At 66.3% G+C, this 25,741-nt stretch carries 24 protein-coding genes; 9 read left to right on the forward strand and 15 right to left on the reverse strand.

Going from position 1 to position 25,741, the window contains the following annotated elements:
* Nucleotides 1-137: 137 nt before the first annotated feature.
* Both HL666_RS03200 and HL666_RS03205 read right to left on the reverse strand, forming a co-directional pair.
* Entirely contained in the window at nucleotides 138-1,037 is a 900-nt protein-coding gene (locus tag HL666_RS03200) for an MBL fold metallo-hydrolase (protein ID WP_172179848.1), read from the reverse strand.
* A 104-nt stretch (nucleotides 1,038-1,141) separates the two neighbouring features.
* Nucleotides 1,142-1,771 (reverse strand): DsbA family protein, encoded by a 630-nt coding sequence (locus HL666_RS03205; RefSeq protein WP_172179850.1) that lies wholly within the window; start codon nucleotides 1,769-1,771, stop codon nucleotides 1,142-1,144.
* 120 nt (nucleotides 1,772-1,891) lie between these two features.
* Between HL666_RS03205 and HL666_RS03210 the strand changes: the two genes are divergently transcribed.
* Nucleotides 1,892-2,800, forward strand: coding sequence for a LysR family transcriptional regulator (locus HL666_RS03210; protein WP_172179852.1), 909 nt, complete (start codon nucleotides 1,892-1,894; stop codon nucleotides 2,798-2,800).
* A 15-nt stretch (nucleotides 2,801-2,815) separates the two neighbouring features.
* On the opposite strand, the gene HL666_RS03215 is transcribed toward HL666_RS03210, so the two are convergent.
* The 5 genes from HL666_RS03215 to HL666_RS03235 form a co-directional block, all read right to left on the reverse strand.
* Entirely contained in the window at nucleotides 2,816-3,544 is a 729-nt protein-coding gene (locus HL666_RS03215) for an HAD family hydrolase (protein WP_172110846.1), read from the reverse strand.
* A 31-nt stretch (nucleotides 3,545-3,575) separates the two neighbouring features.
* Nucleotides 3,576-4,463 (reverse strand): oxygen-dependent coproporphyrinogen oxidase, encoded by an 888-nt coding sequence (hemF, locus tag HL666_RS03220; RefSeq protein WP_172133425.1) that lies wholly within the window; start codon nucleotides 4,461-4,463, stop codon nucleotides 3,576-3,578.
* Between the two features lie 104 nt (nucleotides 4,464-4,567).
* On the reverse strand, nucleotides 4,568-4,936 hold the full coding sequence (locus tag HL666_RS03225; protein ID WP_172179854.1) for a 6-pyruvoyl trahydropterin synthase family protein: 369 nt from the start codon (nucleotides 4,934-4,936) through the stop codon (nucleotides 4,568-4,570).
* Nucleotides 4,937-4,952: 16 nt separating this feature from the next.
* Nucleotides 4,953-5,585: a 7-carboxy-7-deazaguanine synthase gene (queE, locus tag HL666_RS03230; RefSeq protein WP_172110844.1), complete on the reverse strand. Its 633-nt coding sequence runs from the start codon at nucleotides 5,583-5,585 to the stop codon at nucleotides 4,953-4,955.
* Nucleotides 5,582-6,067: a tRNA (cytidine(34)-2'-O)-methyltransferase gene (locus HL666_RS03235; protein WP_172110843.1), complete on the reverse strand. Its 486-nt coding sequence runs from the start codon at nucleotides 6,065-6,067 to the stop codon at nucleotides 5,582-5,584. The genes queE and HL666_RS03235 overlap by 4 nt, the downstream gene beginning before the upstream one ends.
* Nucleotides 6,068-6,348: 281 nt before the next feature.
* Between HL666_RS03235 and petA the strand changes: the two genes are divergently transcribed.
* From petA to HL666_RS03255, 4 genes are all read left to right on the forward strand, one after another.
* Complete coding sequence (gene petA, locus HL666_RS03240; protein WP_311975694.1) at nucleotides 6,349-6,879, forward strand: ubiquinol-cytochrome c reductase iron-sulfur subunit; 531 nt, start codon at nucleotides 6,349-6,351, stop codon at nucleotides 6,877-6,879.
* Between the two features lie 62 nt (nucleotides 6,880-6,941).
* Nucleotides 6,942-9,014: a cytochrome c1 gene (locus tag HL666_RS03245; RefSeq protein WP_172133422.1), complete on the forward strand. Its 2,073-nt coding sequence runs from the start codon at nucleotides 6,942-6,944 to the stop codon at nucleotides 9,012-9,014.
* An 87-nt stretch (nucleotides 9,015-9,101) separates the two neighbouring features.
* A complete protein-coding gene (locus HL666_RS03250; RefSeq protein WP_172133421.1) occupies nucleotides 9,102-9,434 on the forward strand; it encodes a YnfA family protein in 333 nt (110 codons plus the stop codon).
* A 324-nt stretch (nucleotides 9,435-9,758) separates the two neighbouring features.
* Complete coding sequence (locus HL666_RS03255; RefSeq protein ID WP_172110839.1) at nucleotides 9,759-10,433, forward strand: dienelactone hydrolase family protein; 675 nt, start codon at nucleotides 9,759-9,761, stop codon at nucleotides 10,431-10,433.
* Between the two features lie 37 nt (nucleotides 10,434-10,470).
* Here the strand turns inward: HL666_RS03255 and HL666_RS03260 are convergent, their stop codons facing one another.
* The gene (locus tag HL666_RS03260; protein ID WP_172133252.1) at nucleotides 10,471-10,689 is read right to left on the reverse strand and encodes a hypothetical protein; all 219 of its coding nucleotides are present in this window, start codon (nucleotides 10,687-10,689) and stop codon (nucleotides 10,471-10,473) included.
* Nucleotides 10,690-11,062: 373 nt separating this feature from the next.
* Here HL666_RS03260 and HL666_RS03265 point away from each other — a divergent pair, with 373 nt between their 5' ends.
* The 4 genes from HL666_RS03265 to HL666_RS03280 all read left to right on the forward strand — a co-directional run bounded on the left by HL666_RS03265 (nucleotide 11,063) and on the right by HL666_RS03280 (nucleotide 16,482).
* Nucleotides 11,063-12,115 carry a hypothetical protein gene (locus HL666_RS03265; protein ID WP_172133420.1) on the forward strand — a complete coding sequence of 351 codons (1,053 nt, stop codon included), beginning with the start codon at nucleotides 11,063-11,065 and terminating at the stop codon, nucleotides 12,113-12,115.
* Nucleotides 12,116-12,495: 380 nt separating this feature from the next.
* Nucleotides 12,496-12,720 carry a hypothetical protein gene (locus HL666_RS03270; protein ID WP_172179856.1) on the forward strand — a complete coding sequence of 75 codons (225 nt, stop codon included), beginning with the start codon at nucleotides 12,496-12,498 and terminating at the stop codon, nucleotides 12,718-12,720.
* 924 nt (nucleotides 12,721-13,644) lie between these two features.
* On the forward strand, nucleotides 13,645-15,807 hold the full coding sequence (locus HL666_RS03275) for an anthranilate synthase component I (RefSeq protein WP_172179859.1): 2,163 nt from the start codon (nucleotides 13,645-13,647) through the stop codon (nucleotides 15,805-15,807).
* Nucleotides 15,808-15,942: 135 nt separating this feature from the next.
* The gene (locus tag HL666_RS03280; protein ID WP_172133418.1) at nucleotides 15,943-16,482 is read left to right on the forward strand and encodes an adenine phosphoribosyltransferase; all 540 of its coding nucleotides are present in this window, start codon (nucleotides 15,943-15,945) and stop codon (nucleotides 16,480-16,482) included.
* A gap of 218 nt (nucleotides 16,483-16,700) precedes the next feature.
* On the opposite strand, the gene HL666_RS03285 is transcribed toward HL666_RS03280, so the two are convergent.
* The 7 genes from HL666_RS03285 to smc form a co-directional block, all read right to left on the reverse strand.
* On the reverse strand, nucleotides 16,701-17,369 hold the full coding sequence (locus tag HL666_RS03285) for a hypothetical protein (protein ID WP_172110834.1): 669 nt from the start codon (nucleotides 17,367-17,369) through the stop codon (nucleotides 16,701-16,703).
* A 56-nt stretch (nucleotides 17,370-17,425) separates the two neighbouring features.
* Nucleotides 17,426-18,187, reverse strand: a complete 762-nt coding sequence (locus tag HL666_RS03290) for a P-loop NTPase family protein (protein ID WP_172110833.1) — start codon at nucleotides 18,185-18,187, stop codon at nucleotides 17,426-17,428.
* Nucleotides 18,188-18,451: 264 nt separating this feature from the next.
* Nucleotides 18,452-19,642, reverse strand: a complete 1,191-nt coding sequence (locus HL666_RS03295) for a M48 family metallopeptidase (protein WP_172179861.1) — start codon at nucleotides 19,640-19,642, stop codon at nucleotides 18,452-18,454.
* A gap of 33 nt (nucleotides 19,643-19,675) precedes the next feature.
* Nucleotides 19,676-20,233: a LemA family protein gene (locus HL666_RS03300; protein ID WP_172110831.1), complete on the reverse strand. Its 558-nt coding sequence runs from the start codon at nucleotides 20,231-20,233 to the stop codon at nucleotides 19,676-19,678.
* A 189-nt stretch (nucleotides 20,234-20,422) separates the two neighbouring features.
* Nucleotides 20,423-20,863: a COG4315 family predicted lipoprotein gene (locus HL666_RS03305; protein WP_172110830.1), complete on the reverse strand. Its 441-nt coding sequence runs from the start codon at nucleotides 20,861-20,863 to the stop codon at nucleotides 20,423-20,425.
* A 143-nt stretch (nucleotides 20,864-21,006) separates the two neighbouring features.
* Nucleotides 21,007-21,996 carry a small ribosomal subunit Rsm22 family protein gene (locus tag HL666_RS03310; RefSeq protein ID WP_172179863.1) on the reverse strand — a complete coding sequence of 330 codons (990 nt, stop codon included), beginning with the start codon at nucleotides 21,994-21,996 and terminating at the stop codon, nucleotides 21,007-21,009.
* A gap of 62 nt (nucleotides 21,997-22,058) precedes the next feature.
* Entirely contained in the window at nucleotides 22,059-25,523 is a 3,465-nt protein-coding gene (gene smc, locus HL666_RS03315) for a chromosome segregation protein SMC (RefSeq protein WP_172179865.1), read from the reverse strand.
* Nucleotides 25,524-25,741 lie beyond the last annotated feature (218 nt).

Here is a 25,741-nt window from a genome sequence, read left to right on the forward strand (position 1 = left end):
CGAACGGCGCGGCTGGTTAAGGTCCGGTGTGCCGGCAGGGTGAATGCCGCGTGAACGTGCCGCCCGGCATGGCGCGGGAGCGCCATATCGGGTGCCGCATTTGGACTAATCGACTGCGCCACGAAGGCGGGGCTGCCTCAGCCCCACTTCATCTCGCCCTTCGTCACCTTGGCGCCGATGTCGAGGGCGACGCCCATGCCGAGGCCGGGAAACTTCGCCTCCATCGCGGCCTTCAGCGCCGCGGCGTCCTTGGCCTTGTCGAGCTCCTCCTCGAACGCGATGAGATAGGCCTTGGTGTGCCGGACGCCGGACAGATCAGTTGCGGCATCGGCGACGGCATGACCGGCAACCACGACGGCCGGCGCGCGTGCGGCGATCTTGTCGAGGGTGGCGATCCAGGCCGCGCGCTGCTCCTTGGCCGGCGTGTCGGCAGTCCAGACATGGACGCCCGAGAAGATCATCACGCCGCCGAACACCGCCTTGAGCGAGGGCACCCAGAGATAGCGGCGGTTGGCGAGCCCCTCGGCTGCGACGATCTCGACTGTTTCGCCATCGACCGTGAGCGATGCGCCGTCAAAAGCCTCGGGCAGCACGATATCGGCCATCGTCTGCGGGCCGTTCTCCTTCAGCTGCGGTCCCCACACCGCGAGCTTCTTCTCGACGTTGCCCTTGATCGCCTCGATGGTTGCCGTCGCGGCGATCACCTTCGCGCCCGGGAAAGCCTCCCGAAGCGGCTTGAGGCTGAAATAGTAGTCGGGGTCCGACTGGCTGACATAGATCGCCGTGAGTTTCTTGCCGCTCGCCTTGATGGCGGCGGCCACCGCACGGCCATCCGGATAGTTGAAGCCGCCATCGATCAGCATCGCTTCGGTCGGGCCCGAAAGCAGCACGGGCGCGCGGAAGAAGCCGTTCGGGCCTGCCGGGAAATGCGTCCAGTTGAGCTTGCTCTCGGCGGCATGGCCGCTTCCGGACGAGCCGAGAACGGCTGCGGCGGTTCCTGCTATTACTGACGTCATGATCTGTCTCCGTGTGGGCATCGTGGTCTCCTTGGCGTCGTAAAATGATGGAGCGGGGCAGCCGGCCGCGCTCCGGCGGCCCGCAACGGCCGGTAGAGGTGGGAATGTTGGTGGTGCCGACCGGGTCAGCCCGCTCGAAGCTGCGCGAGCAGACCATCGATCGGTTCGTACAGCACGCTGCCGGGCAGCGATCTCTGGTCGGCGTCATCACCGGCCAGCAGCGACGGGACGCCGGACAACCCGTGGCGTCGCATCAAGCTCTGCGCGGTTTGAATCCGGCGGCCATGGGTTTCGACGAGCGAATGATCCCGCTTCAGCATCCGCTCGGCGGCGGCCGCAAGGCCCAGTGATAGAAGGATCTCGCCCACGCCGGCGATGCTCACGATGTCCTGCCCTTGCACATAACGCGCAAGCTGCAGCTCCTTCAGGGCGGTGATCTCGCGACCGGGATCGGTGATGTGAACCGCCGTCAGGCCGAGCGAGGCAGCCGTCGAGTCGAACGCGCCGCCAGCTCCGAGGATGCGCTTGCGGTAGTCGTCGGAGAAGCGCTGCCCGGTCAGCTTGGCGATGCGCTGATCGTTGCTCCAGGCATATTCGGCAAACTGCGCATCGATCCTGCCGGCACCGCGACCTGCGAACAGGCCGGTGGGCAGCAGCTCGAGCGCGATGTCGTCGACGGCCGCGAGCTTTTCGATCGCCGGGCCGGCGCCGTAGCACCATCCGCACAACGGATCGAACAGATAGGTCAATCGCATGTCCACGCCTCTTCTTGGTTCGGCATCATGTCGACATAGCGCGTTCTCTTTTGTTTAGAAGCAGGGCATAATCAGACAGACTGTATGCTTGTGACAGACAATTAAGCGGAGGGCGTCGACGTGGAGCCGATCAATCTCAATCGCCTCGTCTACTTTGCAGCGGTGGTGGACTCCGCCTCGTTCACCCGCGCGGCCGACCGGCTCGGGATCACCAAGGCGGTGGTCAGCCAGCAGGTCGCCCAGCTCGAGCGCGAGCTGAAGACGGACCTGCTGGTGCGGACCACGCGTCGTGTCGAGCCGACGGAAGCCGGGCGGCTGCTGCACGCGCGGTGTGCCGCGATCCTGCGAGAGGCCGAGAGCGCGATGGCCGAGCTGGCGCAGACCAACGCCGTACCGATGGGCTTGCTGCGCATCGCTGCCCCGAACGACTACGGCACCTGCATTCTCGCTCCGGTCGTGACGGCGTTCTCGCGGACCTATCCCGCCTGTCGCATCGAACTGATCCTCTCCGACAGCAAGGTCGACCTCATCGCGAGCCAGATCGATCTTTCGATCCGCGTGGGATGGCTCGACGACTCCACGCTGCAGACGCGCCGTATCGGCAGCTTCCGTCAGCTGCTGGTGGCCGCTCCGGGGGTGGTCAAGCGCGTCGCGCATCCGAGGGACCTCGCCTCGCTGCCGTTCGTGGCGAACGCAGCGCTGAAGGAGCCGCTCGCGTGGCAATTCACAAGAGGCGACAGCGAGCGCGAAAGCGTCCGGATGAGCCGGGCGCTGACCATCAACACGACGCCTGCGGTGCTCGCTGCGACCTTGGCCGGCGGCGGTCTGGCGGTGCTGCCCGATTTCCTGATCAGGGACGATCTCGCAGCCGGCCGGCTCGTTGCCATCCTGCCGTCCTGGACGCTGCCCGCGGGCGGCATCCATGCGGTCTATCCCGCCGCGCGATTCCGCGCGCCGAAAGTCACGGCCTTCGTGGCGATGCTGATGGAGGAGCACAAGCGGTCCGCGCCGCCGAAGCGACCCAGATGAGCGCGGCCCGGCGGCCTAGCGGGCGGGCAGCAACTCGGTCAGCGAGCGGATGATGCGGTTCGGCTTGACGTGAGTGCCCTCGGGCAGGCCGTCGCCATGGACGTCGATCCAGATCGAGTAGATGCCGAGCCGCTGCGGCGCCTCGATCTCCCATTCCAGATTGTCGCCGATCATCCAGGTGTCTTCAGGTCCGACGCCGAGCCGCTCCATCGCGTGCCAATAGGCGCGCTCCTCCGGCTTGCCGAAACCGTGCTCGCCCTCGATCTGGATGTGGTCGAAGCGGTGCGCCAGCGCGAAGCGCTCGATCTTGGCGCGCTGTTGCCCGGCCTCGCCATTGGTGACCAGCGCGAGCTTGATGCCGCGCGCCTTGAATTCGTCGATGGCCTCATGCGCGCCGGGGAAGACGAACATCTGTTCGTCGCGATAGGCCGTGAAGCGGTCGGCAACCTGAATGGCAAGCTCGACGGGGAGGGCAGGGCCGTGGTTCGCCAGCGCCGCGAAGCCGCGCTTGACCACCTCCTGGCGCGCCTGGATCAGCTTCATCCGCCACTCGGCGCCGGCGACCGACCAGAAGCTGCGCGCCGAGGCCAGGATCGCGGCCGCCACCGCCTGGGACGAATGCGGTCGAAGCTCGTCGGCAAACTCGGTGGCGACGATGTTCCAGGCGATCTCGGGTCGGCCATAGGCCGACAGGATGGTGTCATCCATGTCGATCAGCATGGCGCGGGGGAGGGCGGCGGTCATAACAATCTTACGGTTCAATCGAACGAGGGTTTCAGGGCCATTTCACTTCGGGCGGCATCGACGACAATATGGACTCCACATTGCCACCGGTTTTCAGCCCAAATGTGGTGCCGCGGTCATAAAGCAGGTTGAATTCGACATAGCGGCCGCGGCGGATCAATTGCTCCTCGCGGTCGGCGTCGGTCCATTCAGCGCTGAAATTGCGCCGGACCAGCTCCGGATAGACGGTCAGAAAGGCGCGGCCGACGGCCTGCGTGAAGGCGAGATCGGCCTCCCAGTCGCCGGAGTCGTGGTGGTCGTAGAAGATGCCGCCGATGCCGCGCGGCTCCTTGCGGTGGGGCAGATAGAAGTACTCGTCGCACCACTTCTTGTATTTGTCGTAAGGTGCCACGGCCGCGTGCGCATCGCAGGCGCTCTTCATCGCGGCGTGGAAGGCGACCGTATCCGGGTCCTCCTGGGTGCGGCGGCGATCCAGCACCGGGGTGAGATCGGCGCCGCCGCCGAACCAGGCCTTGGTGGTGACGACGAAGCGGGTGTTCATGTGCACCGCCGGCACATGCGGCGACCGCAGATGCGCGATCAGCGAGATGCCGGAGGCCCAGAACCGCGGGTCCTCGGCGGCGCCGGGGATCTGGCTGCGGAATTCCGGCGCGAACTCGCCATGCACCGTCGAGCAGTGCACGCCGACCTTCTCGAACAGCCGCCCGTGCATCATGCTCATGACGCCGCCGCCGCCATGTCCGCCGCCATGGTCGGTGCGCTCCCAGGGCGTGCGCACGAAGCGGGCGGGCGCGCGCGGATACAGCTCGGCCGGCGCCTCGTCCTCGAGCCGCTCGAACGCCGCGCAGATCTGGTCGCGCAGGCTCTCGAACCAGGCGCGGGCGCGGGCCTTGCGATCCTCGATGGCGGCAGTGGTCATGGACGTCCCCCTGGCACGTTGGCGTTCACCGCGCTGTCAAGACTCCATGACAGAAGCAGGTGACAGCGCTGTCGTCGCTGCAGGTGAGGTCCTACCACAATCGATCAGTCCTGCGGACCGAAATAGGTGCAGGTCTCGCGGCAGCTGTCGCGATGGACGCTGACCTTGGTGACGTGGCCGATGGAGCGGACGCGCTCGTAGATGAAGCGCGACAGATTCTCCAGGGTCGGCAGCCCGATCGCCTCGATCTTGTTCAAGAACTTGTGGTCGAGCATGGCCTCGACCTCGCCCAGGCGCTGCGTCAGCACGCCGAAATCGACCACCATGCCGGTCTCCGGATTGGTGGTGGCCCCGCGCACCGTGACCTCGGCGCGGAAGGAATGGCCGTGGATCTCCTGGCTGGCCTCGCCGAGCGTGGTGATCGGCAGCGTATGCGCGGCCTCGAAGGTAAAAGACTTGGTCAATTCCCACATCGGTTCAGTCACAATCCTATCTGATGCCGATCATCTTGTGCGTCTGCAGGCTGAGCCGCCATTGCGGATGATGCTGGCAATAGTCAATGGCGCGCGCCGTGTTCGCGGCCGCCTCCGGCCCGTCCATCGGCTGCAGCGAAAAGCGTTCGAAGGCGAGGCCTTCGAACTTGTCGGGCTCGGCGCCGGCTTGCGGATAGACCAGCTTCAGCTCGTGGCCCTGCCGGAGCTTCAGCTCGGCCCCGGCTTTCGGGCTGACGCAGATCCAGTCGATGCCATCGGGCGGAATGAGCGTTCCGTTGGTCTCGATCCCCACGGCGAAGCCCTGGGCATGGAGGGCGGCGATCAGCTCCGCATCGACCTGCAGCAGCGGCTCGCCGCCGGTGAGGATCGTATAGCGGGAGGCCGCCCCGCCTGTCCATTGCCCGGCGACCGCCTCGGCGAGATCAGCGGCGCTGTCGTACCGTCGGCCCAGCGTGCCGTCGGTGCCGACGAAGTCGGTGTCGCAGAACCGGCACGTCGCAGTTGCGCGATCGGCCTCGCGGCCGCTCCACAGGTTGCAGCCGGCGAAGCGGCAGAACACCGCGGCCCGCCCCGCCTGGGCGCCTTCGCCCTGCAGGGTCATGAAGATTTCCTTCACCGCGTAGCTCACGCTTGCCCTCCTTGCTCAGATTGCAATTGGACGAAATGTCCAACCTGGCGCAGCGCCTCGCCGGCGGCCATCGCCGCCGCCATCGCGACATTCAGCGAGCGCAGCCCCGGCTTGAGCGGAATGCGCAGCTGCGCATCGGCCGCCTCTGCCACCGTGTCGGGGACGCCGGCGCTCTCGCGTCCGAGCAGCAGGATGTCGTTGGGCCGATAGGTCATGTCCAGATAGGACGTCGTGGCCTTGGTCGTCAGCAGCAGCAGGCGATGGCCGGACACCGCCCGCCAGCGCTCGAAGGCGCTCCAGGAATCGTGGCGCCGCCATTCCAGCTGGTCGAGATAGTCCATGCCGGCGCGCCGGAAATGGCGGTCCGACACCGGAAAGCCCGCGGGCTCGATGACGTGGGCCGCGAGCCCGAGGCAGGCGCACAGGCGTAGAATCGTTCCGGTGTTCTGCGGAATGTCGGGCTGATAGAGCGCGATCTGCATGCGAATTGGTCTTAAGGATGATGCGGAAAGTCCGCTTCGCCAGCCGGAATTGGTGCATGGCGTGCTGCGGGGCCGATAGCGGGCTTGCGCTCGTATCGCAAGGGTGCCAATAGAACGATTCTGGACAGCTTGTTCCTACCGGGGCGGTAGTACGAGCTGTTTTCTGCCGCCGCGGGGGACGCGGGCGCCGGCAGGCATCTCCCGGTCACGTGATCTCCAACGTTGAGATCTGACACGTCGAGCGGGGCGTTGCGCCGGCTGCAACGAAAGAAAGGGTTGGAATCGTGACAGCGTCTACTGCGGATCATCCGACACGCCGGGATTTTCTCTTCGTCGCCACGGGCGCGACCGCAGCGGTCGGTGGCGTGGCCGCCCTGTGGCCCTTCATCTCCCAGATGAATCCCGATGCCTCGACCATCGCGGCCGGTGCGCCGATCGAGGTCGACCTCACGCCGGTGGCCGAAGGTCAGGACATCAAGGTGTTCTGGCGCGGCAAGCCGATCTACATCTCCCACCGCACCAAGAAGCAGGTCGAGGAGGTTCGCGCAGTCCCGGTCTCGAGCCTGATCGATCCGGCGACCGACCAGTCGCGCACCAAGGACGGTCACGAGCAGTGGCTGGTCGTGATCGGCATCTGCACCCATCTCGGCTGCATCCCGATCGCCCATGAAGGCAATTACGACGGCTTCTTCTGCCCGTGCCACGGCTCGCAATACGATGCGTCGGGTCGCGTCCGCCAGGGACCGGCGCCGCTGAACCTGCCCGTCCCGCCCTATCAGTTCGTTTCCGACACCAAGATCCAGATCGGCTGAGCGGACGTTACGCCCGCAAGCTCAAGCTCGATCGTGCAAGATAATTCTTTCAGGAACGCATCATGAGTGGACCTTCTGACTACCAGCCGAGCCACCCCGCCTTGAAGTGGTTCGAGCAGCGACTCCCCATCATCGGCCTGGTCCATTCGTCCTTCGTTGCCTATCCGACGCCGCGGAACCTGAACTACTGGTGGACGTTCGGCGCCATCCTCTCGATGATGCTGGGGGTGCAGATCCTGACCGGCGTCATCCTGGCGATGCACTATACGCCGCACGCCGACCTCGCCTTCAAGTCGGTCGAGCTGATCGTCCGCGACGTGAATTACGGCTGGCTGCTGCGCAACATGCATGCCTGCGGCGCGTCGATGTTCTTCCTGGCCGTCTACATCCACATGTTCCGCGGCCTCTATTACGGGTCATACAAGGCGCCGCGCGAGGTGCTCTGGATCCTCGGCGTCATCATCTATCTCCTGATGATGGCCACGGGCTTCATGGGCTACGTGCTGCCGTGGGGCCAGATGAGCTTCTGGGGCGCTACCGTCATCACCAACCTGTTCTCGGCCGTGCCGTATTTCGGCGAGAGCATCGTGACCCTGCTGTGGGGCGGCTACTCCGTCGGTAATCCTACGCTGAACCGCTTCTTCGCGCTTCACTACCTGCTGCCGTTCCTGATCGCCGGCGTGGTCGTGCTGCACGTCTGGGCGCTGCACGTCGCCGGCCAGAACAATCCGGCCGGCGTCGAGCCGAAGACCGAGAAGGACATGGTGCCGTTCACGCCGTACGCGACGATCAAGGACTTCTTCGGCGTCACCTGCTTCCTGATCTTCTATTCCTGGTTCATCTTCTACATGCCGAACTATCTCGGCGAGGCCGACAACTACATCCCGGCCAACCCGGCGGTCACCCCGGCGCACATCGTGCCCGAATGGTACTACCTGCCGTTCTACGCGATCCTGCGCTCGATCCCGAACAAGCTGGCCGGCGTCGTGGCGATGTTTGCCGCGATCATCGTGCTGGTGTTCCTGCCCTGGCTCGACTCGGCCAAGACCCGCTCGAACAAGTACCGGCCGCTCGGCAAGCAGTTCTTCTGGATCTTCTTCATCGTCTGCATCGGCCTCGGCTATCTCGGCGCGCAGCCGCCGGAGGGCGTCTACGTCGTGCTCGGCCGCATCCTGACGGTCTTGTACTTCGCCTACTTCCTGATCGTGCTGCCGCTGCTCGCCCGCATCGAGACGCCGCGGCCGCTGCCGAACTCGATCGCCGACGACGTGTTGGCGAAGTCCGGCCGCAAGGCCGCGCCAATGGTCTCGGCGGTGATCGCGCTGGTCGCGGCAGTGTCGCTGCTCGCCGGCGGCATGGGCGACGCCCGCGCCAGCGAAGGGCAGGAGAACCCGCCGTCGGCGAAGTGGTCGTTTGCCGGTCCGTTCGGCACCTTCGATCGCGGCGCCGTGCAGCGCGGCCTCAAGGTCTACAAGGAAGTCTGCTCGAACTGCCATTCGCTGCAATACGTGGCGTTCCGCAACCTCGCCGAGCCCGGCGGTCCCGGCTACACGCCGGCCCAGGCTGCGGCTTTTGCGGCCGAGTACAAGGTCAAGGACGGTCCGAACGACGCCGGCGACATGTTCGAGCGTCCGGGCCGCCCGGCGGACTACTTCCCGTCGCCGTTCCCGAACGAGCAGGCCGCGCGTGCCGCCAATGGCGGCGCCGCTCCGCCCGACCTGTCGTTGATCGCCAAGGCCCGTTCCTATAAGCGCGGCTTCCCCTGGTTCATCATCGACTTCTTCACCCAGTTCCAGGAGCAGGGCCCGAACTATATCAACGCGCTGTTGCAGGGCTATGAGGACAACCCGCCGCACGGCGTGACCATTCCGGAAGGCTCGTACTACAACAAGTACTTCCCCGGCCACGCGATCAAGATGCCGAAGCCGATTTCGGACGGCCAGGTGACCTATGACGACGGCTCGCCCACGACCGTCGCCCAGTACGCCCACGACGTCGCGACCTTCCTGATGTGGACTGCCGAGCCGCACATGGAAGCCCGCAAGCGCCTCGGCTACCAGGTCTTCATCTTCCTGATCATCTTCGCCGGCCTGATGTACTTCACCAAGAAGCGTGTCTGGGCCGCCGCTCACTGAGCGGGGCAACGAGCCGACGAGACGGAAAAGCCCCTCCGGGGGCTTTTTTGTTGCCCAAGCGAAGCCGTCAAAAGGGGAGTTCACCGGATGTCCTCGCTGCTGGCCTTCGCCGGCGCCGCCGTTCTCGAGATCGCCGGCTGCTTCGCGTTCTGGTCCTGGCTGCGCCTCGGCCAGTCGCCGCTGTGGCTGCTGCCTGGAATCGCCGCGTTGGCCGGCTTCGCCGCGCTGCTCACCTTCGCCGACAGCCCGCTCGCCGGCCGCGCCTATGCCGCCTATGGCGGCATCTACATCGCGGCGGCGCTGCTGTGGGGCTGGCTGGTCGAAGGCCATCGCCCGGATGTCTGGGACGTCGCCGGCGCGTTGATCTGCCTGGCCGGGATGGCCGTGATCCTGTTCGCGCCGCGCGCGATGCCGGTGTAGTGCGCGTAGCCGCCTCCAGCCGGAAGCTTCCGAGCCACAAGCGCACTCTCTCCGTCATTCCGGGGCGCGCGGAGCGCGAGCCCGGAATCCATATCCACAGGCCGGCACGTGGCGAAGAACGGCGTCACGCCGATTCCGGATCCTCATCGTCAGTCGTGGTTATGGATTCCGGGCTCGCGCTCCGCGCGCCCCGGGATGACGGGGGAAGAGGGGATGGCCCATGCGCTCACGTTCGAGCGAAGCCGGCGCGCCTGTTGTCGCACCGTCACGGGATTTGCGGTAAACCGCATGCCCAATTCCCAATCAGAAACGACGGAGGACCACATGGGCACCCTGATCAGCTTCAAGCGCCCCGACGGCCAGGAGGCCAAGGGCTATCTCGCCAAGGCGGCAAAGGCCGATGCGCCGGGCGTCGTCGTCATTCAGGAATGGTGGGGCCTGCAGGACCAGATCAAGGGGATGTGCGACCGCTTCGCGCTGGCCGGCTTCAATGCCCTGGCGCCCGATCTCTACAAGGGCACCGTGGTGCCGTATCACGACACGGACGCCGCGGGACGCGAGATGAACTCGCTCGACTTCATGGATGCGACCACCCAGACCGTGCGCGGCGCCGCGCAATATCTGGCGCGCAACGGTGCCAAGGTCGGACTCACCGGCTTCTGCCTCGGCGGCGCGGTGACGATCATCGGCGCCACCCGGATCGACGAGCTCACCGCCGGCGTGGTGTTCTACGGCATTCCGCCGGAGCAGGCGGCCAAGCCCGCCGACGTCAAGATTCCGCTACAGGCGCATTTCGCCAACAAGGACGATTGGTGCACGCCGGCGCTGGTGGATGGTTTCGAGAAAGCGATGCAAGCCGCGGGTAAATCGCTCGAGCTGTATCGCTACGATGCCGAGCATGCCTTCGTGAACGAGCAGCGCATGACGGTGCACGATCGCGCTGCGGCCGAACTCGCCTGGGGCCGCGCCACGGCGTTCTTCCACAAGCATCTCGGATGATCTGAGGGATTCGCGCCGAACGACCGAACCGCGCGGGTCAGACCGCGCGGGCGGTCTCGGCGTCGGTCGGCAGGGGCTCGGTCTCGTCGCCGACCGAACCGTTGTTCGTCGGATCCGCAGAGACCGCGCTGGCCGCCCCGTCGGCGGATCGCCGTCGACGCTTCGTCCTCTTCGCCTGCGCCTCGAGGAAGCAATCGAGCAGCGTCTGCTGCTTCGGGAGCGCATGCGACACGGAAGGCTGTTTGCCGCGAGCCATGTTAACCAAGGTAATTCAATATGGTTAACCAATCATTGCCACACTATTGCAGATTGACAACAGTGTTGCCCTCGCGCCGAGCCAAGTTATGTAACTTTTTGGGCTCAGAGCAACCGCGGATAGGTGAAAAAGGCTGTGCGCACGCGCGCAACATGAGGTTGTGATGTCGGTCACAGCCGGCAGCTGCAGTTTTTACGCCTCTTGCCGACGTCATATGCCCGCGAATCACCGTGGATTTGCGGGGGATTGGCGCGGTGATCATGTTCGCGGGCCCTGTCCTGCGTTCGCACGGCGAACAGCGGGGTGTTGCCCGTTGCGCTGCAAAAGCAATCTGAGGTAGCATCGTCAGGTGCTTCTGCTGACGGAGAGAGCCGTGCGTGTGGCCTTTGCGCTGGCCGGGCTGGGCGGCCTGAACGCCCATGGTGCCGGCTTCCTCGACACCGCCCGGGCCTGGGGCGTCACCCCCGATCTGGTCACGGCGACCTCGGGCCAGATCCTGGTGCTGTCGGCGTGGTTGCAGGGGCTGGACCTGCGCGACCAGCTGATCTCTTCGGATCGTCTCCGTGATCCCACTTCGCAGTTGCGCACCGTGATGTTCGGCTATCCCGGCGTGTTTCGGCCGGCCTATGCGGAGGCGTTGACGCGGTTCGTCTCGTGGCCGGACTGGCGCGACGGACCGTTCAACGTGATCGCCGACCGGCTGCTGCCGGCCCAGCAATATGTCCCGGTGCGCAGCGAGGCCGATTTCATGCACGCCGCGGAGACGCTGAACGGCACCCCGATCGGCGTCGTGTTCAACACCTACGATCCCGAGACTGGCACAGGCTGCCTCTATGGCAACGACGCCGCGCGGGCGCTGCTGCCGTCGGAGAAGTCGATTCCCAACGCCCATGGCGCAAAGGCGCTGCAGTCGGCGGCCAAGCGCGACCGCCGCTACGCCTCCGACGTTTCGGCCGAGCGCGCGATCCGCCCGATCACGCCGGAGGCGATCAAGGCGGCGCTATGGCTGTCGCTGTACGGCTTCACCACGCTGCCCGAGGGACAGATGGACGGAGCCTATCACCGCGCCTGCATCGTCTCCGAGCTGCACGGCTTCGACCGCATCTTCGCCGTCCGCCCGCTCGCTGGGGGATGGCAGGGTGAAGTGCCGCAAAACTGGTTCGAGGTGCAGGACTGGACGTACGAGATGTGGTTCTCGGTCGGCTACAAGGCCGAGGTCGACGCGCTCAAGCGCATCAATGATCTGATCGCGGCGGGTGTCATCACCGATCCGAAATACAAGAGCGTCGATCTCGTCGAGATTCAGCCGGAGACGCCGGCCGGCTACTTCAACTACTTCGTCGAGCGCGGCGAGGTGTACGAAAACGCGGTGGTCGCGACGGAGCAGAAGTTTGCGGAGCTCGGGCTGGTGAGGCCGGGGACTTGAAACCGGCTGTTGGACGGTGCGCGAGGGCTCATCTCGTCAAGCTTGAATGCAACCTCTCCCCCCGATATCGGTGAACTCCTCTCACCCTTGCGGGCAGGGCTGTCGCATTTGACGATCGAAGTGTTGCGCTCGTCTGTCCCCACGTCGTCATGGCCGGGCTTGTCCCGGCCATCCACGTCGTACGGCATGCTGAGAACGATGTGGATGCCCGGGACGGAGCCCGGGCATGACGATGTGGAGACGGTCTCGCGAAAAACTCAGATTGGTCATATGCGATAGCCCTGCCCTTGTGGGGAGGGGAGCGCACCGTCAGTTTGGTGGCATGTCGAAGCCAACGACCCTCGATATCTGCTAACCTGGCAAACGATGTTGGATCTCGCATGACCATCGACCCTATCACGTTCGTAGACACATCCTCTGGTGACGATGCATGCGTGCTGGTTCGCGTCGTCGGCGACAGCGTCGGGTTGGTGCTGTCTTCGCGCACTGACGGAGACATCGAGGTCTTCATGGCGGCCGAAGAACTCGATCGGGTCATCGGTGCGCTTCAGCAAGCTCGCGTGGCGATGAGGCGCGAAGGAAACGGCATGACTGGCCCCAGCTGAACGCACGTCTGGCAAAGGAGATCACGATTCCCGAATCGATCCTTCATATCGTCTTCAACATGTCCGTCGCCGCCACGTTGCGCGCTGCGCTCCAGCACGCCGGCCGCGACGAGCGCGTGGGCTTGAGCGCACGGCGAAGTCGCATGGTCCTGGCCTCCCGATGCTGAGGCTACTCTGGTGGTGATGATGACCCGCCGGTCACGGGGGCAATCAAGCCCGGTCCCCGGGGAGAGTGCGTGACCATCGCGCAGGGAAGGCCGGTCGTCCGGCTGACCTGTGGTGACAGCCGCCTGCTTTTTTGCTGCAGGCGGGCCACGGGCATCAGCCGATGCCCGGCCTTCCCCGCGCCCTCGACTTGGAGAGGGCGGGATTGATGATCATGACTCGGGCAGACATGTCGCGAGAATGCCGATGCATGTTCCGTTCTCGCACAGCCAAGGCTCTCGCCTTCGCCTCGCCGGCCGGTGTGCGTGACTGCGCCCTCGCCCCCTTGTGGGAGAGGGCATGTAGGACAGAGCGGCAATTGCGGTTGGGTGAGGGGTATGCCTCTGCAAGCGACACTCGTTGAGAGAGACCCCTCACCCAACCGCGTTCGCGGATGGGCCGCACATGCCCTCTCCCACAAGGGGCGAGGGCACTGTATTGGGCAGCCGACTCGCGGCTCCTCTGCTGATCTGGCGCCTCATCCTACCCCCCACCTGTGGCCCTGCCGCCCTTGACCGCGGCCTCCGCCCGTGGTCAGTTCCGTCCCATGAGCACCCTCGTCCGCCCAGCCCGTCTCTGGTGGCGCACCTTGTAAAAGGTGGCCGGTGCGATTCATTTGACATTCGATCGCAGAGGGGCCGCCACGCAGCGGCGGCTTCCGGTTGGTCCTGTGTGGCGTTTCCTCGGCAAATTCCGTAAGAGGACGCCCAAGAGGACCCCATGAACAGGACCGTTTTCGCCCTTCCGGCCCGCAGCGACTACCGCACCTCGAGCGGACTCGCGATCACGCGCGCCGTCGAGCAGTTTTCCGGCGGCGCCAGCCGGCTCGACGACCTGATCGACCTGCTCGACCGCCGCCGCGGCGTGGTGCTGTCCTCCGGCACGACCGTGCCTGGCCGCTACGAGAGTTTCGATCTCGGATTCGCCGATCCGCCGCTGGTGCTTGAGACCAAGGGCACGGATTTCACCCTGCAGGCGCTGAACCGCCGCGGCGAGGTGCTGATCGCGTTCCTGAAGGACACGCTGCGCGAGCCCTGCGTGGTGATCACCGAGGCCTCCCCGGCGCGGCTGGCCGGCCACATCGTCCGCGGGCCCGCGCCGGTCGAGGAGGACCAGCGTACGCGGCGCGCCAGCGTGATGTCGCTGGTGCGGGCGATGATCGCGGCGCTCGCGGCCAATGACGATCCGCTGCTCGGCCTGTTCGGCGCCTTCGCCTACGACCTCGTGTTTCAGATCGAGGATCTCGAGCAGAAGCGGCCGCGCGAGAAAGACCAGCGCGACATCGTGCTCTATGTGCCCGACCGCCTGCTGGCCTACGACCGCGCCACCGGCCGCGGCGTGGTCCTTTCTTACGATTTTTCCTGGAACGGCCAGTCGACCTCCGCTCTGCCGCGCGAAACCGACGCGAGCGTCTATCTCAAGGAGCCGCGCCAGGGCTTCGCCGACCACGCGCCCGGAGAGTATCAGGCCACGGTCGAGAAGGCCCGTGCGGCGTTCGCCCGCGGCGATCTGTTCGAGGCGGTGCCCGGCCAGCTGTTCGCCGAGCCCTGCGAGCGTTCGCCGGCCGAAGTGTTCCAGCGGCTCTGCCGCATCAACCCGTCGCCCTATGGCGCCCTGATGAATCTCGGCGATGGCGAGTTTCTCGTCTCGGCCTCGCCGGAAATGTTCGTCCGCTCCGACGGCCGTCGGGTCGAGACCTGTCCCATCTCCGGCACCATCGCCCGCGGCCGCGACGCCATCGGCGATGCCGAGCAGATCCGCCAGCTCCTGAACTCGGAGAAGGACGAGTTCGAGCTCAACATGTGCACCGACGTCGACCGCAACGACAAGGCGCGCATCTGCGTCCCCGGCACCATCAAGGTGCTCGCGCGCCGCCAGATCGAAACCTATTCGAAGCTGTTCCACACCGTCGACCATGTCGAAGGCATGCTGCGGCCGGGCTTCGACGCGCTCGACGCGTTCCTGACCCACGCCTGGGCCGTGACCGTGACCGGCGCGCCAAAACTGTGGGCGATGCAGTTCGTCGAGGACCATGAGCGCTCGCCGCGGCGCTGGTATGCCGGCGCTATCGGCGCGGTGAACTTCGATGGCTCGATCAACACCGGTCTGACCATCCGCACCATCCGCATGAAGGACGGGCTTGCCGAGGTCCGCGTCGGCGCCACCTGTTTGTTCGATTCCGATCCCGCGGCCGAGGATCGCGAGTGCCAGGTCAAGGCGGCGGCCTTGTTCCAAGCCCTGCGCGGCGATCCGCCGAAGCCGCTGTCCTCGACCGCGCCGGACGCCACCGGCTCCGGCAAGAACGTGCTGCTGATCGATCACGACGACTCCTTCGTGCACATGCTGGCCGATTATTTCCGCCAGGTCGGCGCCAACGTCACCGTGGTGCGTTACGTCCACGCCCTGAAGATGCTGGCCGAGCGCAGCTGGGATCTGATCGTGCTGTCGCCGGGGCCGGGCCGCCCGGAGGACTTCAAGATTTCGACCACCATCGACGCGGCGCTTGCCAAGAAGCTGCCGATCTTCGGCGTGTGCCTGGGCGTGCAGGCGATGGGCGAGTATTTCGGCGGCCAGCTCGGGCAGCTGGCTCAGCCGGCGCATGGAAGGCCGTCGCGGGTCCAGGTGCGCGGCGGCCGCCTGATGCAGGGGTTGCCGAACGAGATCGTCATCGGCCGTTATCATTCGCTGTTCGTCGAGCGCGACAGCATGCCGGAGGTGCTGACGGTGACGGCGGCGACCGAGGACGGCGTGGCGATGGCGATCGAGCACAAGACGCTGCCGGTCGGCGGCGTGCAGTTCCACCCGGAATCGCTGATGTCGCTCGGCGATGCCGTGGGTTTGAGGATCGTGGAGAATGCGTTCCGGCTCAATCAGCCGGGGTAACAGGTGGTTGCCGTCATCGCGAGGAGCGCGAGCGACGAAGCGATCCAGAGTTGTTTTCGTGGCCCTGGATTGCTTCGCTTCGCTCGCAATGACGGATTCCTCGCGGTCACGGCCAAATAAGGTAGCGAGTGCACGATGACGTTCGATCTGGACATCAAGAACACGGTCCGCACCATTCCGGACTATCCGAAGCCGGGCATCCTGTTCCGGGACATCACGACGCTGCTGGCGGACGCACGCGCGTTCCGCCGCGCGGTCGACGAATTGGTGCATCCCTGGGCCGGCTCGAAGATCGACAAGGTCGCGGGCATCGAGGCGCGCGGCTTCATTCTCGGCGGCGCGGTCGCGCATCAGGTCTCGGCCGGCTTCGTGCCGATCCGCAAGAAGGGCAAGCTGCCGCACAAGACGGTCAGCATGTCCTATGCGCTGGAATACGGCACCGACGAGATGGAGATGCATGTCGACGCGGTGCAGCCGGGCGAGCGCGTGATCCTGGTCGACGACCTCATCGCCACCGGCGGCACGGCCGAAGGCGCGGTGAAGCTGCTGCGGCAGATCGGCGCCACGGTGGTGGCGGCCTGCTTCATCATCGACCTGCCGGATCTCGGCGGCGCCGCCAAGTTGCGGGCGCTCGACGTGCCCGTCCGCACGCTGATCTCGTTCGAGGGCCACTAGACGAGCGCTTCTGAAGTCCTGGCACATTGATCATGTAACCCCGGCTGTCATCGTCCGCGAAAGCGGACGATCCAGTACGCTGTGACGCCTCGGTGACTCTCTTCTGCCGCGGAGTACTGGATGCCCCGCTTTCGCGGAGCATGACAGCGGTGGGGACGGCGAGAACTCGGCACGGAAACGACCGGTTCTCAGGAGACGCTCGTCTAGTCTAGGGAGCGTCAGGACCGCTGCATCAGGAGTTCGGTCTCGATCTCACGCAGCGCATAATAATTGCGCCGGATCCATTGATAGAGCTCGGTCGACGGATCGCGCTCCTGCCGCAGGTAGCCGGTGAAGGAGAACGAGTAGCGCTCGATATAGGTTTTCAGGAACGCCGGCAGCGCTGCGATCTTCAGATGCTTGCTGCGGCTGTACAGCTGGGGCAGCTCCTCGCGCAGCACGTGGTCGTTCTCGACCACGATCAGCTGGGCCTTCGGGATCTGCCGCCGCAGGGCGTCATAGGAGCGCATCGAGACGCGGTCGCCCTCGGCACAATACAGCACGATCGGGACCACGTTCCGCCGTGCAGCCTCCTTCAAAAAGCCGATCTGTTCGGACATTTTGAAGAACTCGTCGAACGAGTAGTAGCCGAGGTCGATCACCTTCGGGATGCCGTCGTTGAGGATCACCCGGTCCATCAGCTGGATCTTGCCGTAGGTGTCCTCGATGGTCGCGGTTTCCGTGACCTGGGGCAGGAAATCGAGCAGCGACGGCTCGCGCAGGGTCACGTCGAAGGCGAGCACCTGGCCGTTCTTGAGCAGCAGGAACTCGCTCAGCACGCGCGCGAGCAGCGTCTTCCCGGACTGCGGCCGGGGCGAGCAGACGATGTAGACGGGCGTCGCGGGCATCCAACCTATATCAGGTCAAACGTGCTTGCGATAAAGCCCCATCATTCACGGAGGTACTATTTTTCCCCGGCCGGCCGCGGCGGCGCCGCCTTGGTCGAGCCGACGATGTCGGTCAGCTTGATGCGGTCGTACTCGCTCCAGACATTGGCGAGCCAGTGCCGGACATAGCCGCGCAGCACGAAGGAGTAGTTGGCCGCCTCGTCGCGCGGGCCCTTGTTGGCGACGAATTTCAGGAACGGCACCGAGGCGACCTCGACCTGCTCGAACGCCATTTCGTTCAGCTTCGGGATGGTCAGCTCGGTCGCGTCCTTGATGCGGTGGAAGTAGGAATTGTAGGTCGACTGGTCCCACTCGAAGAAGCTGGTGTTGTTGATGAAGTTCTTCACCAGGAAGTATTTCGCGCCGATCATATAGCTCGCCGTCTCGGCGATCTCGTCGAGCGAGGCGATCGAGGAGCCCAGGATGTGGAACACCGCGAAGGTGATCTGACCGGAGCGGGCGGCATCGAGGAAACCGATGTCGCGGAGCGCGGCGAGGGTGGGCGACATCAGGCCGGCGCGGACGTCGATTACGGTCACCGACGGCGCCACCGCGCTCAGCGTGTCGAAGATCTTCATCTGGTCCGGCGTCGAGTTCATGTCGACGATCTCGGTGATCTCGGGGTGGAAGCGCTTCAGGGTGCCGCGCGGATGCTCGGTGTCGAACGCCCGGGTGGGGACGTTGTTGGCGCTGAAATAATCGAGCAACGTCCGCGACACCGTGGTCTTGCCGACCCCGCCCTTGTCCGCGCCCACCACAACCACTGCCGGTTTCGCCATGGAAAGTCCTTCAGCCCTGAGGCCGGCCAGGGGGCCGGCGCTTTGCATTCTGCTTTGGGCGCGAACATGGCAGAAACGCTGGAGAATTCAAATTCATTGCAGCACGGGACGGGGGAAATTTGCGCCGTCGTCCCGACAGGCCGGAGCAATCCGGAGCCTTCCGGCCGGATTCTCCGCTCCGGCTCGGAGAGAGTTGAGAGGAAGTGGCAGGACGGCTGCACGCGCGACGCGATCCGCGCGCGATTCGTGCCCCGAGCTTCGGGATCAATGCCGGCCCCAGGGACCGGAGGCCGGGGTGGTCCAGGGACCCTGAGGCGCGTCGGCCGGAGCGGGCGAGGCGTTCGGGGCTTCCGCATGGCCCCAGGGACCCTCGGAGGGCAGTGGAGGCGGAGCAGTCTCGTCCGCCGGTTCGGCGTCGGTGGCGGCGGTCTCGGACGGCAGCGCCAGCGGGCCCGGGTCATGGCCGCCGGCGAACTTGATCAGCGCCTGGACGCGGGCATCGACCGAGGGGTGGGTGGCGAACAGGTCGGCGAAGCCCTCGCGCGGATTGTCGACGCACAATTCCATCACCGCGGAGGTCGCACCGGGCAGCTCGCCCCGGCCCTCGATCTTGCGCAGCGCGCTGATCATGGCGTCCGGATTTTTGGTCAGCTCGACCGCACCGGCATCGGCGAGGTACTCGCGGGTGCGCGACAGCGCCAGCTTGACGACCTGGGAGAGCAGCCAGGCCAGCACGATCAGCACCACAGCGATGATCACGACGATGATGGCGCCGCCGCCGGAGCCCTTGCGGTCGGAATCGGACGAGGAGGAGGAGGAGGAGGACGAGCGGCCCCAGCCGCCGCCCCAGCTCATGTTGGTGAACAGGCGGAAGAACAATTCGCCGAAGAAGCCGACCACGCCGGCGATGATCACGGCCACCACCATCAGCTGGACGTCGCCGTTGCGGATATGGGTGAGCTCGTGGCCGAGCACGGCCTCGATCTCCTGGTCGTCGAGCGCGGCAAGGAGGCCCGTGGTGACGGTGACCGAATATTGCCGCGGATTGAGCCCGGTGGCGAAGGCGTTCAGCGCCGGGCTGTCCATGATCTTCAGCTGCGGCATGGTGATGCCGCGCGAGATGCAGAGGTTCTCGAGCAGATTGTACAGCCGCGGCTGCTCCTGGCGCGTCACCGCGGTCCCGCCGGTCACCGCGTCGATCATCTTCTGGTGGAAGAAATAGGCGATCACGATCCAGGTCGCCGCGCCGATCGTCGCCCAGGGCAAGGCTTTGATCAGGTCGCGCGTGGCGGCGTTCATGTAATAGGCGACGCTGCCATTGCCGTTGATCATGACCTCCGCGATCAGCGCGCCGGCAAACACCAGCACGTAGATCAGCAGGAACAGGCCGCCGAGCAGCAGCATCGAACGGGTCTTGTTCGACGCGATGTGGGTGTAGAGACCATAGGCAGCCATGGCGTCGGGCCCTTCAGGCGCTAGGGCGCGGGCTCAGAACTTGACGCTGGGCGCGGTCTCGACCTCCGCCCGGCTGGTGCCGAGATCGAAGAATTCCTTGCGGGTGAAGCCGAAGGTGCCGGCGAACAGCGCCGCGGGCAGCTGCTGGATGCCGGTATTGTACTCCTGCACGGCATTGTTGAAGAAGCGGCGGCTGGCGGCGATCTTGTTCTCGATATCGGAGAGCTCGCCGGCGAGTTGCTGGAAATTGGCGTTGGCCTTGAGGTCCGGATAGGCCTCGGACAGCGCGATCAGCCGTCCGAGCGCGCCGGACAGCTGGCCTTCGGCGGCGGAAACCTGGGCCGGTCCCTGCGCCGAAATGGCCGCGTTCCGGGCCTTGATGACCTCGTCCAGCGTGCCGCGCTCATGTGCGGCATAGCCTTTCACGGTCTCGACCAGGTTCGGGATCAGGTCGTGGCGCAGCTTGAGCTGGACGTCGATGTCGGCAAAGGCCTGGCCGACGCGCTGGCTCAGGGCCACCAGCCGGTTGTAGGCGCCGAAGGCGAACAGCACGAGAATGACGAGGATGCCGAGGACGATCCAGCCGGACATGACAGGCTCCGAGGAAAGGGCAGGAGGGTAGGGCGGCCAACGCATGGCGACGCCGCCGGATCCCTCATGGGACCGGCGTGCATTGGTCGCCGCAGGATGGGTGCCCGTTCAAGCCGGATCGGCAGAAGCGCTGGGTTCGACTGGCGACCGGAAGGGCGTGGGTGCGTCAGGCCGTGCGGTCTGGAGCCCTCAATACGGGCGGGCGACCTTCCACTTCTGGTCGGGATCGTTGCCCTTGATGTCGCCGGGAGCGCTGTCGAGCTGCGAGGTGTAGAGCGGGCGGTAGCGATAGGCCCACATCTTCTTGCCGTCGCTGCGCGTGATGACGGTGAAGTCGCCGGTCGCAACCGCGTTGTCGGGGGCGGGCAGCGGCGGGCGCTTCTGGGCGCAGTCGCCGTCGCAGGTCGACTTGTTCCCGGTATTGTCGCGCTCGGTGTAATACAGCGTCATGCCCTTGAGGTCGGTGAGGATCGGGCCGTTCTTGCCGATCACGGCCTTGGCCGGTGCCGGGCCGGCTTCCTGCTTGGGGGCAGGCGGCGGCTCGGATCCGTGACCTCCGCCATGTCCTCCGGCAAAGGCGGTCCCTGCCGAGGCCAGCAGCATTGCAGCGATCGTCATCGTCCTGAACATCGAAACGCGTTCCCTTGTGAGCAGCGCCTTCAGCGCCCGTTGCAGCTCACCGTAGCAAACGCGGGTTTTTCTCGGGTTTCGCGAAATCGAGAAAATGAGAGACAAGTTCGACCTGATGTTAACCATGCTGGGCCGCGTGGGTACTATGGAAGTGGCGGCAGCTCCACGCCGTCGCCCCAATCCCAGCGCCGGGCCGCGGCGAACGCGGGCTTGTCGCGGCGAGGAATGCTGACGACGGCCGCTGACCCGTCCGCCCGGCAGAGCTTCGCCGTTGCCCCGACCTTGGTGACCACGGGGGCTGCAAGGACGCGGCCGGTGGGTCGTTGCGAGACAGGGTGGCGTGTCAACGCGATGAAGCTGAACTTCTCGTCCTCGAACGGAACGTCCGCGCCCTTCAACTCACGATGCGCCCGCGAGCGCGCCAGCCGCTGGACGAAGTGGCACCAGTCCGGTGCGATCAGCGGACACGCCGCTGCATGCGGGCAGGGAGCGGCGACATGAGCGCGTTTTGCGATCAACTGGTCACGGGCCGCGATGATGCGCTGATAGCCGGCGGGCGTACCGGGCTCGACGATGAGCAGCGTTTGGTCTGTCTTTTCCCACAGCAGGTCGACGACGGACCTACGCTCCGCGTCGCTCAGCTCATTGATCATGTAGCTCGCGATCACGAGGCCAGCGCGCTCGGCACGATCGAGCAGGGCGCGTGCACCGCCCAGCGCGTAGGTCAGATCGCGGCTGTGCAGCCCATCCGCTGCCAACGAGAGCGCCACGGTGCGCAAGGCATGATTCGCATCGATGGCGTTGAACGATGTCAGCGAGGAGAACGCTTCGGCGGCCGCGAAGCTGGCTGTGCCCGGCCCTGCGCCGACATCGAGCAGCGAGGATGGAGCGAAGTCCGGGCTGGCCTGCATCAAGGCATTGAGGCTCGCAGCCACCGCAGCATAAGTCGCCGGCATCCGCACGGTGGCATAGGCGATCGCGTCGGCTTCGGTCGTGATCGCTCCGGAATTGCCGCCGCTGCGGTAGGTGTCGGAGATGCGCGTGGCGCGGGCTGCTGCATCCTGCCGCGACAGGCCGTGCAGCCTGGCTTCCAGGCTCGCCTTCAGCGCAGCGGGCAGATCGGGAGAGATCATCGTCCTCTCCATGCGTCACCCCGGGCGCCGCGCGAGCGGCGGTCCGGAATGACGAAGCAAGATCACGCCACCTGCTGGTCGAGGATCTTGACGGCCTCGTCGAGCGCGACCGAAACCAGCTGCGACACGCCGCGCTCGGCCATGGTGACGCCGAACAGCCGGTTCATGCGCGCCATGGTGATCGGGTTGTGGGTGATGATGATGAAGCGGGTCTCGGTCGAGCCCTTCATCTCATGCAGCAGGTTGCAGAAGCGTTCGACGTTGTGGTCGTCGAGCGGCGCGTCGACCTCGTCCAGCACGCAGATCGGCGAGGGGTTGGTGAGGAACACCGCGAAGATCAGCGCCATCGCCGTCAGCGCCTGCTCGCCGCCCGATAAGAGCGACAAGGTCTGCGGCTTCTTGCCCGGCGGCTTGGCGATGATCTCGAGGCCGGCCTCGAGCGGATCGTCGCTCTCGATCAGGTGCAATGCGGCTTCGCCGCCGCCGAACAGCTCGGTGAACAGGCGCTTGAAGTGGTCGTTGACGGTCTCGAACGAGGACTGCAGGCGCTCGCGCGCCTCCTTGTTGAGGCTCTGGATGCCCTGGCGCAGCCGCTTGATGGCTTCGACGAGGTCGTCGCGCTCGGTGGTCAGCGCGGTGTGCGAGCCCTCGACCTCGGTGAGCTCTTCTTCTGCGCGCAGATTGACGGCGCCGAGCCGCTCGCGGTCGCGGCGCAGCTTTTCCAGGCTGTCCTCGATCTCGTGCAGCGGCGGCAGCTGGGTGTCTGGGCCGATCTCGGCCATCGCGGCGACCGCATTCGGCTCGCATTCGAGCATGTCGTGGATCTCGCGCTCGACGTCGGCGACGCGGCGCTTGGCGCTCTCCAGCCGCTCCTCGGCGCGAGCCGCGGCCTCGCGCGACTTCGACAGCGCTTCGAGCGAGGCCTTGGCGGCGCGGTCGGTGTCGCCCATCGCGGTCTCGGCTTCGGCCAGCGCGTCGGCCGCGACCTGACGCTCCTCCTCGGCGATCGCGAGCTCGTCGATCAGCGCGCTGCGCTTCTCGGCGAAGATCTCCGGCGCATTGTCGAGCTCGGCGCGCTCGTCCCTGACCTCGGCGATGCGCGCCTCGATGGTGGCGATCTGCGAGCCGGCGCCGCGGATGCGGTTGAACCAGTCGTTGCGCTCGTTGATGATCGCCTGGACACGGCGATCGGCGAGCTCGGCCTCGCGCGCCAGCGCCTGCGCCTCGGCACGGACCTGGGCGGCGGCACGGCGCTTGGTCTCGATCTCGGCGCGCACGGCCGCCAGACGGCCGTCGGCCTCCGTGGTCGCCGGCAGCCCCTCGATCGCTTCCAGCGCATTCTCGTGCAGCTCGGCGATCTCGGCGCGGTCATGGGCCAGACGCGTGGACGCCTCGACCAGCGCGGACTTGCGTGCGGAGTGGCGGTTGATCTCGCGCTCGGCATTGGCGTGGCGCTCGCGCGCCGAATTGACCTCGCGCTGCGCGGCGCGCCAGGCTTCGCGCGCGGCGCTCTCGGCTGCGGTCGCGGCCTTCACCTCGGCCTCGGCACTCTCCAGCGCCTGGCGCTTGTTCGTCGCATCGATGCGCGCCTGCTCCAGCTCGGCCTCGATGTCGATCAGGCGGGCGCGCTCGGCCAGACGCCTCGCGGCGCCGGTCGGCGCATGCGCGGCGGCGATGAAGCCGTCCCAGCGCCAGACGTCGCCTTCCGGCGACACCAGCCGCTGGCCGGTGCGCAGCTGCGACACCAGCTGCGCGCCGCGGTCGCGCGACACCACGCCGATCTGGGCGAGACGGCGCGACAGCTCCGGCGGCGCCTGCACATAGGCCGCGAGCGGCTCGACACCGTCGGGCAGCGCGGGGTCGGTGACCTCGGCGCCGGCGACGGTCCAGTGCATCGGCGCGGAGGCATCGACCGGCGCATCGAGATCGTCGCCGAGCACGGCGCCGAGCGCCTTCTCATAGCCCTTCGCGACGGTGACGCCGTCGATGATCGGCGGCCACAGATTCTTGGTCTCGCTGTTCACCATCTTGGAGATGGTGCGCGCCTCGGTCTCCAGCCGCTGCGCGCGCTTCTCGGCTTCGGCCAGCGGAGCGCGCGAGGCTTCGAGCTTCTGCCGTGCGGAGGCCTGTGCGGCCTCGTTGGTCTGCACGGCTGCTTCGGCCTGCGCCTCGGCTTCCTCGGCGGCTTCGAGCGCGGCGGCGAGCGTATCGAGATCGCCGAGATGCGCGGTCTCCTGCGCCAGCCGCTCTTCGTCGGCGCGGACATTGGCGATGTCCTGGTCGAGCCGGGCGAGACGGTCGCGATGGCTGCGGACGTTGGCCTCGAGCTGGTTGCGGCGCGCGGTGAGGTCGGCGAGCTGCGTGGTCAGCTCGGTGAACTGGCGCTCGGTCTCGGTCAGCTCAGCCTCGGCCTCGGCGACGCGCTCGTCGACGCCGCTGCGCATCTCGACGCGCGCCTTGATCTCTTCCTTCAGCTCCGCGTCTTCAGTTTCAAGACGTTGCAGCGCGACCTGCGCGTCCTGGTTCTGCTGCTGCTCGCGCGCGACGTCGGCGGTGAGCTGCATCAGGCGGCGGTCGAGCTCGCCGGCGCGCTCCTTGGCGCGCACCTCTTCGCGGTCGAGCAGGTCGCGGGCATTCTTCAGCCGCTGCATCGTCGCAGCCGCGCGGGCCTCGGCCTCGCGCAGCGCCGGCAGATGCGACGAGCGGATCGCCTGGATGCGGGCCGATTCGGCCTGCTCACGGGTGCGCTCGGCCATCTCGCGCACGGCGACGTCGTGCGTATGCGCGGCGTCGTTGAGGTCGGCATGCGCGCCCATCCAGCGCAGATGATAGAGCGTGGCTTCCGCCTTGCGCACCTTGGCCGCGACCTCGCGATAGCGGATCGCCTGCCGCGCCTGCTTGCGCAGGCCTTCCATCTGGCCGGAGAGCTGGCCGATGACGTCCTCGACGCGCAGCAGATTCGTTTCGGCCGCCTTCAGCCGCAGCTCGGCCTCGTGGCGGCGTGCATGCAGGCCGGCGACGCCGGCGGCGTCTTCCAGCACGCGGCGGCGCTGCTCGGGCTTGGCCTGAATGATCTCGCCGATCTTGCCCTGGTGGACGAGCGCGGGCGAGCGCGCGCCGGTGGCCGCGTCGGCGAACAGGATCTGCACGTCCCGGGCGCGCACGTCGCGGCCGTTGATGCGATAGACCGAGCCGGCCTCGCGCTCGATGCGGCGCGAGATTTCGAGAATGTCGCGGTCGTTCACGGCGGCCGGCGCGGTGCGATCGCTGTTGTCGATCGTCATCACCACTTCGGCGTGGTTGCGCGACGGACGCGTGTTCGAGCCGGAGAAGATCACCGCGTCCATGTCGGCGGCGCGCAGCGATTTGTGCGAGGTCTCGCCCATCGCCCAGCGCAGCGCCTCGACCAGATTCGACTTGCCGCAACCGTTCGGACCGACGACGCCGGTGAGGCCGGGTTCGATCACGAAGTCAGTCGGTTCGACGAACGTCTTGAAACCGTGAAGACGAAGACGCGTGAGTTTCATGCACAGATTCTCTGTTGGCGGGAGACGAATCTCCCAGCCCCGACAATACCATGGATGGCAAAGTCAAAGTAACTTGAGTCGCCGTTGCGCCCCATTCTGAGGCCGGGACAATGGCGACGGGCGGTCCTCAGGGCAACCCGCTCGCCCTGCTTTTCCAAGGCTTTCTCGGGGCAATCAGCCTCCGAAACAGAAGCGGCCCCACGAAGGGGCCGCACTGT

The organism is Bradyrhizobium aeschynomenes (genome assembly GCF_013178945.1).
Classification (GTDB): domain Bacteria; phylum Pseudomonadota; class Alphaproteobacteria; order Rhizobiales; family Xanthobacteraceae; genus Bradyrhizobium; species Bradyrhizobium aeschynomenes.